The organism is Streptomyces sp. NPDC041814, assembly GCF_055590565.1.
The window spans coordinates 552185-565102 of the sequence record NZ_JBVJAM010000003.1; the positions used below are offsets into that span (position 1 = coordinate 552185).

Below are 12918 nucleotides of genomic sequence, written 5' to 3' on the forward strand. Positions count from 1 at the left end.
GCATGGCTCTGAACACTTCCCCGGAAGCGCCGCTGCCCGTCGGTGACGTGTCGCGGCTCATCGGCGGCTGGATCGACCGGCTCGGTTCGGTCTGGGTCGAGGGCCAGATCACGCAGTTGTCGCGGCGGCCCGGCGCCGGGGTGGTGTTCCTGACGCTGCGCGACCCGTCGCACGACATCTCGGTGAGTGTGACGTGCTTCCGGCAGGTCTTCGACCGGATCGCCGACGTCGTCTCGGAGGGCGCGCGGGTCGTCGTCCTCGCCAAGCCGGAGTGGTACGCGCCCCGGGGGCAGCTGTCGCTGCGGGCGACGGAGATACGGCCGGTCGGCATCGGCGAGCTGCTGGTGCGCCTCGAACAGCTGAAGAAGTCCCTGGCCTCGGAGGGTCTTTTCGCCCTGGACCGGAAGAGGCCGCTGCCCTTCCTGCCGCAGCTGATCGGCCTGGTCTGCGGCCGGGCCTCGGCGGCCGAGCGGGATGTCCTGGAGAACGCCCGCCGCCGCTGGCCCGCGGTCCGCTTCGAGGTCCGCAACACCGCCGTGCAGGGGGTGCACGCGGTCAGCCAGGTCGTGCAGGCGGTCAAGGAGCTGGACGGCATCCCGGAGGTGGACGTGATCGTCGTGGCGCGCGGCGGCGGCAGCGTCGAGGACCTGCTGCCGTTCTCGGACGAGGAGCTGATCCGCACGGTCGCGGCCTGTCGTACGCCGGTGGTCTCGGCGATCGGGCACGAGCCGGACTCCCCGCTGCTCGACCTCGTCGCGGACGTGCGGGCGTCGACGCCCACGGACGCGGCGAAGAAGGTCGTGCCGGACGTGGGCGAGGAGCTGGACCGGGTGCGGCAGCTGCGGGACCGGGCCCTGCGGACGGTGCGGGGGCTGCTCGACCGGGAGGAGCGGGGCCTGGCCCACGCGCTGGGGCGGCCCTGCATGGAGCACCCGCAGCGGATGGTGGACGAGCGCGAGGCGGACGTCGACGCGCTGGCCGGGCGCGCCCGCCGGGTGCTGGGCCATCTGCTGGACCGGGCCGATTCGGAGCTGGCCCACACCCGGGCCCGGGTCCTCGCGCTGTCTCCGGCCGCGACGTTGGAGCGCGGTTACGCGGTGCTCCAGCGCGCCGACGGGCACGTGGTGCGGGAGCCCGCGGAGGCGGGCGCGGCCGGGGAGCCGCTGCGGGCCCGGGTGTCGGGGGGCGAGTTCGCGGTGCGGGTCGCGGAGTAGCGGTCCCGGGGCCGGGACCGACACGGAAGCAGGACACATAGGGTGGATGACATGACGGACGACGGGACGACGGCCGCCGCAGCGACGAGCCCGCTGGGCTACGAGCAGGCACGCGACGAGCTGATCGAGGTGGTGCGCCGCCTTGAGGCGGGCGGGACCTCGCTGGAGGACTCCCTCGCGCTCTGGGAGCGCGGCGAGGAGCTGGCGAAGGTGTGCCGGCACTGGCTGGAAGGTGCCCGCGCCCGGCTGGACGCGGCGCTCGCGGGCCCGGCGGAGGACGAGGGGTGACGGCTTATTCCGGTTCTCCGGCGTGAGTCAGCCCACTCCCGGTTTAGTTGAAAGTTAATGCACTTTCCCCGTACGGTGATCGTCGTGGCCGGATCCTCCGTGTCCGTGACCCGATCCCCCCGTGTACGTCCGGAAGGTAATACGCACGATGTCCCTCGTTCTTGACCCCGCCGCCCAGGACCTCCTCTTCCGCGAGGCCCGCACCGCCAACACGTTCACCGACGAGCCGGTGACGGACGAGCAGGTCCAGGCCATCTACGACCTGGTCAAGTACGGCCCGACCGCCTTCAACCAGTCGCCGCTGCGCGTCGTGCTGGTGCGTTCCGACGAGGCCCGCGCGCGTCTCGTCCAGCACATGGCCGAGGGCAACCAGCCGAAGACCTCGACCGCGCCGCTGGTCGCGATCCTGGCCGCGGACAACGAGTTCCACGAGGAGCTGCCGGCCCTGCTGCCGCACTTCCCGCAGGCCAAGGACATGTTCTTCTCGGAGCGCCCGGTCCGCGAGTCCGCCGCCTCGCTGAACGCCGCCCTGCAGGCCGCGTACTTCATCATCGGCGTCCGCGCCGCCGGCCTGGCCGCGGGCCCGATGACCGGTTACGACGCCGCGGGCATCGAGAAGGAGTTCCTGGACGGCGACCACAACGTGCTGATGGTCGTCAACATCGGCAAGCCGGGCGAGGACGCCTGGTTCCCGCGCCTGCCGCGCCTGGCGTTCGACGAGGTCGTCAAGACCGTCTGAGCCACCGCCGTTTCCGAACGGCCGGACACGGGGAAGGCCCCGGAGCAGCGAGTGCTCCGGGGCCTTCCCCGTGTCCGTACGCCGTACGGGCGGTCAGGACGTCTTCAGCGCCGCCGCCATCTCCGCCAGCCGCTCCGCCCCGGCCGAGCCGGTCACCACCGTCGTGGCGCCCTTCTCCTCGCGTACCAGCGCGTCGTACTTCGGGCCCTCCCAGCGCTGCCAGGTCTGCCCGGCGACCTCCTGGGTGCGCCCGGTGTCCCTGGCCTCCTGGCTCACCTGGGTGATGTAGGACTTCGCCGGGGCCGTGGACTGCTCCACCGCGACGTACTTGCCGTCGGGGTCGAGGAAGCCCAGGTGCCAGCTGTTGCCCTTGTCCCGCTGGTACGTGACCGAGGTGGGCTTCCAGCCCGCGGGCAGCCCGTCGGGGGCCGCCACCGGGTACGGGGCGGCACGCCGCGCGGTCAGGAGCTCGACGCGGTAGTCGACCGCCTTGACCGGATCGGCCTTGTCGTCGTGCGGGATGAAGATGTAGACGACACCCGCCACGGCGGCGATCGCCAACAGCGACAGGATCATGTCCCGGACGGTCTGCTTGCCTTGCTTGCTTGCCACACCCCCATCGTCGCATCAGCACCCGTGCGGCCGAACCGGGGGCCACCCCGCTCAAACGTGACCCGGTCTGCTCATTTTATCGGCCTGGCGATAGAGTCAGATCACCCTCATCCGGTCGTCGCCGTACAGAAAGGTGCGCTCCGATGTCCGAGCATCATCTGCCGTCCCAGCTGGAGGTCTCCCCGGAGGCCCCCGACCGCAACCTCGCCCTGGAGCTGGTCAGGGTCACCGAGGCCGCCGCGATGGCCGCCGGGCGCTGGGTCGGCCGCGGGGACAAGATCGGGGCCGACGGCGCCGCCGTGAACGCCATGCGGACCCTCGTCTCCACCGTGTCCATGAACGGCGTCGTCGTCATCGGTGAGGGCGAGAAGGACGAAGCGCCCATGCTGTTCAACGGCGAGCACATCGGGGACGGCACCGGGCCCGAGGTGGACATCGCCGTCGACCCGATCGACGGCACCACCCTCAACGCCAAGGGCATGCCGAACGCGATCGCCGTACTGGCCGCCGCGGACCGGGGCGCGATGTTCGACCCGTCCGCCGTCTTCTACATGGACAAGCTGGTCACCGGCCCGGAGGCGGCCGACTTCGTGGACATCAACGCCCCCGTCTCGGCGAACATCCGCCGCGTCGCCCGGGCGAAGAACTCCACGCCCGAGGACGTCACCGTCGTCGTGCTCGACCGCCCGCGCCACGAGGGCATCGTCAAGGAGATCCGGGAGACCGGAGCCCGCATCAAGTTCATCTCCGACGGCGACGTGGCCGGATCGATCATGGCCGCCCGCGAGGGCACCGGCGTGGACCTGCTCATGGGCATCGGCGGCACGCCCGAGGGCATCATCTCGGCCTGCGCCATAAAGTGCCTCGGCGGTGTCATCCAGGGCAAGCTCTGGCCGAAGGACGAGGCGGAGCGGCAGCGCGCCCTGGACGCCGGGCACGACCTGGACCGCGTGCTGTCCACGGACGACCTGGTCAGCGGGGACAACGTGTTCTTCGTGGCGACCGGGATCACCGACGGCGAGCTGATGCGCGGGGTGCGCTACCGCTCGGAGACGGCGACCACGGAGTCCATCGTCATGCGGTCCAAGTCCGGCACCATCCGGACGATCAGCTCCACCCATCGGCTGTCGAAGCTGCGCGCCTACAGCGCCGTCGACTTCGACCGCGCGAAGTAGCACCGCGCACCCGGCGGAAGAGGCGCCCCCCATGTGCGGTGGGGGCGCCTCTTCGTACGTACGGGTACGGAACCGGCGGCCCGGTCAGCCCGCGGCCTTCAGCTCCACGTCACGCCGCCTGCGGCGGGCCAGCGCCACGCGGCGCTCGGCGGCCGTGAGGCCGCCCCACACCCCGTACGGCTCGGGCTGCATCAGGGCGTGCTCGCGGCACTCCACCATCACGGGACAGCGCGCGCAGACCCGCTTCGCGGACTCCTCGCGCGAGAGGCGGGCGGCGGTCGGCTCCTTCGACGGGGCGAAGAACAGCCCGGCCTCGTCCCGGCGGCACACCGCCTCCGAATGCCAGGGGCCTGCCTGGTCCTCCCGAGCGGGGACCCGCTGCGGGGGCACGGCGGCGACCTGCAGGGGCTGATGCGGCAGTTGCAGCACGGTCCACTCCTGACGACGGCTTCGCGAGCGAGAGACGATGCAGCAGTCCCTACCCGCTGTGCGCGTGCCTATGCACTGAGTGGCACTCAGGTCCGTACCGCGCAATTGCGGTCGAGTCGCTTTTCGGCCGGATGGAAACGGCTCAGTGGCCGAGGTGCTTACGCAGCCGGTCCTGGAGATCCGCGATGAACTTGCCGCGTTTCGGCTTCGCCTCGACGCTGCCGAACACCGAATATCCGTTGACGACGACCACGGGCGCCTCGGGATCGGCGGATTCCAGCGTGCGGACTTCGAAACTGCCGAAAATACCCGTGCCGCTGCCGCGCATCGAGATGTTCTCGGGGACCCGGATCTCCACACTTCCGAAGACGGATGTCGCGTTGATGACGGTGAGACGCTGACCGAAAAGCGCCTCCGTCAGATCGATTTCCACACTGCCGAACAGCGAGAACGCGTTCGTACGGGGACCCACCCGCCAACGGCCCCTGCGGGTCGAGCTGCTGAAGATCGCCACCAGATTGTCGGCGGGGCCGGGGGCCGGCTCGGAGCCGTACATGTAAGGCGTGCCGGCGGCGGCCCTGGGTGCCCCGCCGGGCGACGGCAGGTCCCGTACGAGCGGTTCGAGCTCGCCGACGGTCTTGGCGCGGTAGACGGAGTCGACCCGCTCCGCGTGCTCGTCGGCGGTCAGCCGGCCCTCTGCCAGCGCCTCGCGCAGGATGTCCGCGATCCGGTCGCGGTCCGCGTCGGAGGCACGGATGGCGTCGGTGTCCGCCGGTGCGGCGGGCTGCTGGGGCTGCTTGTCGAGGTCCACCGCCCCAGCGTACCGAAACGCGATAGATCGCGACAGGGGTGGGGCGAGGCGGCGGGTCGCGAGAGCGACACCCCGGGACGGCCCCGGGACGGCCCCGGTGCGGCACGGGCGGTGAGCCCTACCTCACAAGCCCGCCGGTCCCGGCGCGTCCTACCCTGGTGGGTGCGCTGTCCAAGGGTGGCCAGCCGCTGTCTGCCGAGTGAGGAATGGCCGTAATGCCAGAGTTTGCGTACTCCGATCTGCTCCCTCTGGGAGAGGACACCACGCCGTACCGCCTGGTCACGGCCGAGGGTGTGTCCACCTTCGAGGCCGACGGGCGTACGTTCCTCAAGGTCGATCCGGAGGCGCTGCGCACCCTGGCCGCCGAGGCCATGCACGACATCTCGCACTACCTGCGGCCCGCGCACCTGGCGCAGCTGCGGCGGATCGTGGACGACCCGGAGGCGTCGTCCAACGACAAGTTCGTCGCGCTCGACCTGCTGAAGAACGCGAACATCGCCGCCGCGGGCGTCCTGCCGATGTGCCAGGACACCGGCACCGCGATCGTCATGGGCAAGCGCGGGCAGAACGTGCTGACCGAGGGCGGTGACGAGGAGGCCCTGTCGCGCGGCATCTTCGACGCGTACACCAAGCTCAACCTGCGCTACTCGCAGATGGCCCCGCTGAACATGTGGGAGGAGAAGAACACCGGCTCCAACCTCCCCGCGCAGATCGAGCTGTACGCCACCGACGGCGGCGCGTACAAGTTCCTCTTCATGGCCAAGGGCGGGGGCTCGGCCAACAAGTCGTTCCTCTTCCAGGAGACCAAGGCCGTCCTCAACGAGGCGTCCATGATGAAGTTCCTGGAGGAGAAGATCCGTTCGCTGGGCACCGCGGCCTGCCCGCCGTACCACCTGGCGATCGTCGTCGGCGGTACGTCCGCCGAGTTCGCGCTGAAGACCGCGAAGTACGCCTCCGCGCACTACCTGGACGAGCTGCCCGCCGAGGGCTCCCCGACCGGGCACGGCTTCCGCGACAAGGAGCTGGAGGAGAAGGTCTTCGAGCTGACGCAGAAGATCGGCATCGGCGCGCAGTTCGGCGGCAAGTACTTCTGCCACGACGTACGCGTGGTGCGCCTCCCCCGGCACGGCGCCTCGCTGCCCGTCGCCATCGCCGTGTCCTGCTCGGCGGACCGCCAGGCCACCGCGAAGATCACCGCCGAGGGCGTCTTCCTGGAGCAGCTGGAGACGGACCCGGCCCGCTTCCTGCCGGACACCACCGACGAGCACCTCGACACCGAGGGCGACGTCGTCCGCATCGACCTGAACCGGCCGATGGACGAGATCCTCGCGGAGCTGACCAAGTACCCGGTCAAGACCCGGCTCTCGCTGACCGGCCCGCTGGTCGTGGCGCGCGACATCGCGCACGCCAAGATCAAGGAGCGCCTGGACGCGGGCGAGGAGATGCCGCAGTACCTGAAGGACCACCCGGTGTACTACGCGGGTCCGGCGAAGACCCCCGAGGGATACGCCTCCGGCTCCTTCGGCCCGACGACGGCCGGCCGCATGGACAGCTACGTCGCGCAGTTCCAGGCGGCGGGCGGCTCCAAGGTGATGCTGGCGAAGGGCAACCGCTCGAAGCAGGTCACCGACGCGTGCGGCGAGCACGGCGGCTTCTACCTCGGCTCGATCGGCGGCCCCGCGGCCCGGCTCGCGCAGGACTGCATCAAGAAGGTCGAGGTCGTCGAGTACGAGGAGCTGGGCATGGAGGCGGTCTGGCGGATCGAGGTGGAGGACTTCCCCGCGTTCGTCGTCGTGGACGACAAGGGCAACGACTTCTTCACCGAGCCCGCCCCGGCGCCCACGTTCACCAGCATCCCGGTGCGCGGCCCGGGCCTGGGCTGAGCCACGCGCCGCCGGAGGGGCGTGCCCTTCCGGCGGCGGTCGGGCCTACCCGTCGAGCAGCCCCGAGGTGGCGACGAGATAGCCGAGCTGGGCGCGGCTGGTGCTGCCCAGCTGCTCGGAGACCTTGCGCATGTGCTCGGCGACGCTGCGCCTGCTCATCCCGATCCGGCGGGCTATGGCGGCGTCCGTCTCGCCGTTCACCACGGCCTGCAGGATGGCCCGTTGCAGGTCCGAGGTGACGACGGGGGTGCGCAGCGGCGCCCGTTCCGGCCGTACGGGGACGGCGCGCGCCCACGCCTCGTCGAAGTCGCGGGCCAGGAAGCGCACCAGCGCCGGGTGGCGTACGCACAGCGCCTCGTGCGGTTCGTCGGAGAACGGCACGAAGGCGAGGTCGAGGTCCACGACGATCACCCGGTCCACCACCTCGGCGAGCGTCCTGATCTCGGCCCCGGCCGCGCTCACCTGCTCGATGTAGGCGAGGGTGGCCCGGTCCGAGCGGACGGTGTGCTGGTATACGGTCCGCTGGCGGATGCCGCGCCGCAGGTTCCCCAGGTCGCGGACGAGCGCCTCCCGGAGCGCCTGCTCGGGGCGGCCGCCGCCGGGCTGCGCGGTGCGGATCTCCTCGCGGCAGCCGGCCACCCCGGCCTCCAGGGCCCGGCTGATGACGGCTTCCCCGGAGAGCCGGGTGAGCGCGGGCTGTTCGAGCCGGTGCACGTCGGCGTACAGGGTCTCGAAGGCGGCGAGGGTGGCGCGGGTGGCCCGCAGGGCGCGGCGCCGTTCGAGCACGGCCTCCTCCAGCGGCGCGAGCGCGGCGTAGGAGGCGGTCTCCGGCGGTACGGGGACCATCGAGCCGGGTGACGCGCGGTCCGGGACCATCAGGTGAAGGGCGGTCAGGCAGCCGGACACCTCCTCGCGGGGCAGGCTGCCCGCCACCAGTGCGCGCCGGTACGCGGCGAGGGCTCGCTCGCACGGCTGTTGCGGTGGATCTCCCGGCCGGCCGGCACCGTCCGGTGCCGGTTCGCGGCAATCACATGCCGTTGGGCGGGATTGATCGTCCTTCACAAGGATGCAGATTACCTTTGTGCATACGGGGGAACGGGCCCCGGTTGCGTGCTCTGGCCCACGATGTCGGGGTGTCCTCCAGCAGCCCCTCTCCCGTCGGCGAGCCGCCCGTACCGCCGCGCGGTGAGCGCGTGTTCCGTTTTCTGGTGGCCGGATACGCGGTCTCTTCGTACGGCACGTTCCTCAATATGGTGGCGCTCAATCTCTTCGTCTACGAGACGACGGGGCGGGCGCTCGCGATGGGGCTGTTCATGGCCCTGCGGCTGGGCGCCGGATTTCTCGCCGGGCTGATCGCGGGCGGGCTGCTCGCGCGATGCACGGCGAAGAGCGTGATGCTCTGGACGAATATCGCGCAGGGCGCCGTGATGGTCCCGCTGATTCTCGCGCCGGACGGCCTGCGTACGGCCGCGCTGTTCGCCGTCTCCGTGGTCGTCGGGGCCTGCGGGACGCTGTTCATGGTGGCTCTGCGGAGCTCCGTGCCGGAGATGGTGGGCGAGGAGCGGCGGTCCTGGGCGAACTCGCTGTCCGTGACGGGGCGTTCGCTGGCGATGGTGGCGGGCTTCGCCTCGGCGGGTGTGGTCGTGTCGCTGGTGGGGTACACCGCCGCGTTCGTGGTGGACCTGTGCACCTTCGCCGTCTGCGCGCTGACGGTGGCGCTGCTGCCGGTCGCGGGAAGCGGGAAGGGGCGCGCCGAGGCGGTGCCCGCGAAGGAGGACCGCCCCCGGCGGCGGAGCCCGGTCGCGTTCGCCGCGCTGGCCGCGGTGCCCGGTCTCGGGCTGATGGTGGGGCTGCGCGGGGTGGACGCGCTCGGCTCCTCGTCGCACAACGCGGCGCTGCCCGTGCACTCCGCCGCGCTGGACGACGCGCACCCGGCGCTGTTCGTCAGCGCGTTCTGGTGCCTGTGGGCGGTCGGGAACATCGTGGCGCAGCAGGTGATCCAGCGGTACGCGCGCCGCACCGGCCGGTCCGTGGGCGCGGCGGGCTTCGGCTACGGGACCTGTGTGATGTCGGCGGCGTTCATCCTGGCGTTCGCCGGGTTCCCGGCGGCGGCCACGGCCGGGATCGCGCTGGTGGCGGGCGCGGCGGACGGCCTGACGGAGGTCGCGTACACCTCGCACCTCCAGACCCTGCCGGCCGGGCCCCGGGCGCACGCCTTCGGGCTGTCCGCGACGGTGGAGAACCTGGGCTTCGGGGCCGGGATGATCGCTGTGGCGGCGGCCCTCGAACACTTCAGCCCGCTCGCGGTCGTCGGCTGGTCGCACGGCGCGGCCCTCGCCGTCGCGGTGGTGTTCCTGGTGCGCACGGCGGGAACGCGGCGGGCGCGGGCGACCGCGTCGGCGCCGTGACGGGGCGGCACCGGGGGCGAAACGGGGCCCCTACACGTACATCGGAAATCAGCCAATCTCGCGCGACCGCGGCGCCGCCCGCGCACCCGTGCCGGCCGGAGCCGCGGGGACCCGGCACGGACCGGAGCGGGGCCCCGCCCGCCCGTCCGCCCTCCGCGGCACTCCGCGGCGCACCGCCGCTTTCGCGCACCGGGCCGCCCGCCGGGCTTGCGGGGCCCCACGCGAATGCGGTGGGTTGTCCGGCGTTGCCGGAGAACTCCGCACCGCCGGGCGGCCGGCCCGGTGCCACCGCCGGACGCGGGCCACCCCACGGGCCCGCCGCCGTCCTCGCCCCTGCCGACCCCGTCCGAACCCCGGGCGGCAGCGCCACCCTCACCACTCCGGAAAGGCGGACACCGCATGATGCCGGTCCCCCACCGCAGCCATGCCGACGACCTGCTCACCTTCATCGCCGCCAGCCCCTCCCCGTACCACGCCGTGGCGAGCGCGGCCCAGCGGCTGGAGAAGGCGGGCTTTCGTGAACTGCGCGGAACCGACGACTGGACGGGCACCACGGGCGGCGCCTTCGTCGTCAACGGGGGCGCGCTGATCGCCTGGTTCGTTCCCGAGTCGCTGCCCGCCCACACCCCGTTCCGGATCATCGGCACGCACACCGACTCGCCGAACCTGCGGATCAAGCCGACGCCCGACACGAGTTCGGCGGGCTGGCGGCAGGTCGCGGTGGAGATCTACGGCGGGGTGCCGCTCAACACCTGGCTCGACCGCGACCTGGGCATCTCCGGGCGGCTCGCGCTGCGCGCACCGGGCGGCGGGACCGAGTCCCGGCTGGTGCAGATCGACGAGCCGCTGCTGAGGGTCCCGCAGCTGGCGATCCATCTGGACCGCACGGTCAACGAAGGGCTCGCCCTGGACCGGCAGCGCCACATCGCGCCCGTCTGGTCGCTCGGCGCGGCCGACGAGGGCGCGCTGCTGCGCCGGGTCGCGGCGGCGGCCGAGGCGGAGCCGGACGAGGTGCTGGGCTGGGACCTGATGCTGCACGACGTGCAGCCGCCCGGCCGGCTGGGCGCGGAGCGGGAGTTCCTGGTGTCGTCGCGGCTGGACAACCTGGTGTCGGTGCACGCGGGAGTGACCGCCCTTACGGCCGCGGCGACGGCCGCCGAGCCGCCCGCGTACATCCCGGTGCTCGCGGCCTTCGACCACGAGGAGGTCGGCAGCGGCTCGGACACGGGGGCGCAGAGCCCGATGCTGGAGCGGGTGCTGAGCCGTTCGGTGTCGGCCCGGGGCGGCAGCGCGGAGGACTGGTCGCGGGCGCTGGCCGGGGCGTACTGCGTGTCCGCCGACATGGCGCACGCGGTGCATCCGAACTACGCGGAGCGCCACGACCCGGGCCATCAGCCGCTCCCCAACGGCGGCCCGACGGTCAAGGTCAACGTCAACCAGCGGTACGCCACCGACTCGACCGGGTTCGCCCTGTTCGCGTCGGCCTGCGAGCGGTCGGGCGCGCCGTGGCAGCCGTTCGTCTCCAACAACGCGATGCCGTGCGGCACGTCGATCGGTCCGCTCACGGCGGCCCGGCTGGGTGTGCCGACGGTCGACGTGGGGGTGCCGGGGCTCTCGATGCACTCGGCCCGTGAGCTGTGCGGGGCGCGCGACCCTGGCTATCTGGCGTCGATCCTGGCGGCGTTCGTGACGTCCGCCTGATCCACGGGACGTGTCGCCTGGTACGGGGAGGGGCCGTCGCGGTCCCTCCCCGTACCGGTGTCCGCGGCGGGTTACGCGAAGCGCTGCTTCGCGGTGCCGTCGCAGGGTTGCAGCCTCAGCGGGTCGTGGGCGCCCGCCAGGGTCGCGCACAGGCCCGTGGCCGCGGCCGGGCGCAGGGTGCCCGCCTGGCGTACGAAGCGCTGGTTGGCGGCGCCCGAGCAGTTGTAGAGGATGAGTGCGGCGCCTGCCTCGTAGTCGGCGCCGGGGACGTCCAGGCAGCGGTCGTGGCTCAGCTCGGTGCGCAGGGTCCGCGTGCCGGAGTCGTACCACCAGCCCTGGTTGCGGCCGCCGTGGCACTCCCAGCCCGTGACCCCGGTGTCGTTGCGGGTGACGGAGGCGGGGGCGTCCAGGCAGGCCGAGGCCGCCTCGCCGCGCAGCGGCTTGAAGACGTCGTCCCAGGCGACCGGCTGGAGGACCGGCTGTCCGGTGCTCGCCGGGTCGGCGCAGCTCGCCTCGCGCAGGCCGGAGTTGTAGATCTGGGTCAGGCAGGAGGCGAAGGCGCCGTGCCCGGCCGCGTTGGGGTGGAAGGACTGGCGCACCGAGTTGGAGTCCGGCGGGAAGTGCGACAGGTCGATGTAGAGGCCGCGCGCCCAGGTGGACTCGCTGCACACCTCGTGGCCGTGGAAGAGCCGCGAGTTGTCGAGGTAGACCGCGCCGGTGTCGGCCGCCGCCTTCCGCATGCCGCGCTCGAATGCGGGAACGGCGGTGTTGCGGCCCCAGGCGGCGTCGGAGTCGTACCCCGCGCAGCCACCGGGAAGCTTGCCGGGGAAGCTCGGGTTGTCGTAGAAGTCCGGGCCGATGGGGCTCGGGTAGCCCATGACGACGAGCTTGTAGTCGCTGTCCGCGTAGCCGGCGCCGGTCATCACGGTACGCAGGTCGCGCACGGTCTTCTCGACCTTGGGGACCAGCCCGTCCACGCGGGCCTGCCAGCCGCCCTCGTACTTGGACTGGCAGGGTCCCTGGAAGAGGACCCAGCGCTCCACGCAGTCCGTCATGACCGGCCCGAACTGGAGGTCGTCGTTGGCGCCCGCGACCAGCACGATCATCTTGATGCGGGTGTTGCGCGCCTTGATGGCCAGGTTGTCGCTCTGCACCAGCTCGTCGGCGTACTGCTTGGAGCCGCCGATGACGATGTTTCCGGTGTACGCGCCGGAGCACGAGACGTTGTACGTGACGTCGGCCGCGATCCCGGTGCGGTGGATGGCGGCGTCGGGCGAGCGGTGGCACCAGTTGTCGGGGCCGTTGGTGCCCGCCTCGTACGTGCCGACGCCCTCGCCGGAGATCTCGCTGTCGCCGAGCGAGATGAGACCCGTCTTCCGCTCGGCGGGCGGGCGCTCGGCCGGGTCGCCGTACAGCCGGGTGGCCTCGGCGGCGCGGATGGCCTCCAGTTCGGGTGACAGGGGGGTGGATGCGGTACTGGTGGTACCGGACGCGGCGGCGGTACCCGTCGCCGCGGTCATCCCGCCGAACGCCGCCGCGACGGCCGCGGCGGCCGCGACGGTACAGCGGAGTCTGTGCCTGGTGCGCCTCATTGCGCCTCCCCGGGTTGTGGTTACCCCCGGTATTTACTGGTCGGTAGGCGACTTGGGAATACATCG

At 72.1% G+C, this 12918-nt stretch carries 12 protein-coding genes; 7 read left to right on the forward strand and 5 right to left on the reverse strand.

The features are described from left to right. The first annotated feature begins 2 nt into the window (after window positions 1-2). The 3 genes from xseA to ACZ6C6_RS12150 all read left to right on the forward strand — a co-directional run bounded on the left by xseA (window position 3) and on the right by ACZ6C6_RS12150 (window position 2241). Window positions 3-1214 (forward strand): exodeoxyribonuclease VII large subunit, encoded by a 1212-nt coding sequence (gene xseA, locus ACZ6C6_RS12140; protein WP_469201718.1) that lies wholly within the window; start codon window positions 3-5, stop codon window positions 1212-1214. A 51-nt stretch (window positions 1215-1265) separates the two neighbouring features. Continuing rightward, entirely contained in the window at window positions 1266-1502 is a 237-nt protein-coding gene (locus tag ACZ6C6_RS12145; protein ID WP_469201720.1) for an exodeoxyribonuclease VII small subunit, read from the forward strand. 148 nt (window positions 1503-1650) lie between these two features. Then, window positions 1651-2241, forward strand: a complete 591-nt coding sequence (locus tag ACZ6C6_RS12150) for a malonic semialdehyde reductase (RefSeq protein WP_365678058.1) — start codon at window positions 1651-1653, stop codon at window positions 2239-2241. Window positions 2242-2334: 93 nt separating this feature from the next. Here the strand turns inward: ACZ6C6_RS12150 and ACZ6C6_RS12155 are convergent, their stop codons facing one another. After that, window positions 2335-2853: a DUF4245 domain-containing protein gene (locus ACZ6C6_RS12155; RefSeq protein WP_469201722.1), complete on the reverse strand. Its 519-nt coding sequence runs from the start codon at window positions 2851-2853 to the stop codon at window positions 2335-2337. A 143-nt stretch (window positions 2854-2996) separates the two neighbouring features. Between ACZ6C6_RS12155 and glpX the strand changes: the two genes are divergently transcribed. Further along, window positions 2997-4028: a class II fructose-bisphosphatase gene (gene glpX, locus ACZ6C6_RS12160; protein WP_469201724.1), complete on the forward strand. Its 1032-nt coding sequence runs from the start codon at window positions 2997-2999 to the stop codon at window positions 4026-4028. Between the two features lie 84 nt (window positions 4029-4112). Here the strand turns inward: glpX and ACZ6C6_RS12165 are convergent, their stop codons facing one another. After that, entirely contained in the window at window positions 4113-4457 is a 345-nt protein-coding gene (locus ACZ6C6_RS12165) for a WhiB family transcriptional regulator (RefSeq protein WP_018519019.1), read from the reverse strand. 142 nt (window positions 4458-4599) lie between these two features. Further along, the gene (locus tag ACZ6C6_RS12170) at window positions 4600-5268 is read right to left on the reverse strand and encodes a DUF1707 SHOCT-like domain-containing protein (protein ID WP_469201726.1); all 669 of its coding nucleotides are present in this window, start codon (window positions 5266-5268) and stop codon (window positions 4600-4602) included. Between the two features lie 206 nt (window positions 5269-5474). Here ACZ6C6_RS12170 and ACZ6C6_RS12175 point away from each other — a divergent pair, with 206 nt between their 5' ends. Continuing rightward, the gene (locus ACZ6C6_RS12175) at window positions 5475-7151 is read left to right on the forward strand and encodes a fumarate hydratase (protein WP_469201728.1); all 1677 of its coding nucleotides are present in this window, start codon (window positions 5475-5477) and stop codon (window positions 7149-7151) included. A gap of 45 nt (window positions 7152-7196) precedes the next feature. On the opposite strand, the gene ACZ6C6_RS12180 is transcribed toward ACZ6C6_RS12175, so the two are convergent. Beyond that, entirely contained in the window at window positions 7197-8213 is a 1017-nt protein-coding gene (locus ACZ6C6_RS12180; protein WP_469201730.1) for a LuxR C-terminal-related transcriptional regulator, read from the reverse strand. Between the two features lie 146 nt (window positions 8214-8359). Between ACZ6C6_RS12180 and ACZ6C6_RS12185 the strand changes: the two genes are divergently transcribed. Then, entirely contained in the window at window positions 8360-9559 is a 1200-nt protein-coding gene (locus ACZ6C6_RS12185) for an MFS transporter (protein WP_469201867.1), read from the forward strand. A 399-nt stretch (window positions 9560-9958) separates the two neighbouring features. Continuing rightward, on the forward strand, window positions 9959-11260 hold the full coding sequence (locus ACZ6C6_RS12190; RefSeq protein ID WP_469201732.1) for a M18 family aminopeptidase: 1302 nt from the start codon (window positions 9959-9961) through the stop codon (window positions 11258-11260). 71 nt (window positions 11261-11331) lie between these two features. Here ACZ6C6_RS12190 and ACZ6C6_RS12195 read toward each other — a convergent pair whose 3' ends face one another. Beyond that, the gene (locus ACZ6C6_RS12195; RefSeq protein ID WP_469201734.1) at window positions 11332-12852 is read right to left on the reverse strand and encodes a ricin-type beta-trefoil lectin domain protein; all 1521 of its coding nucleotides are present in this window, start codon (window positions 12850-12852) and stop codon (window positions 11332-11334) included. Between the last annotated feature and the right edge of the window lie 66 nt (window positions 12853-12918).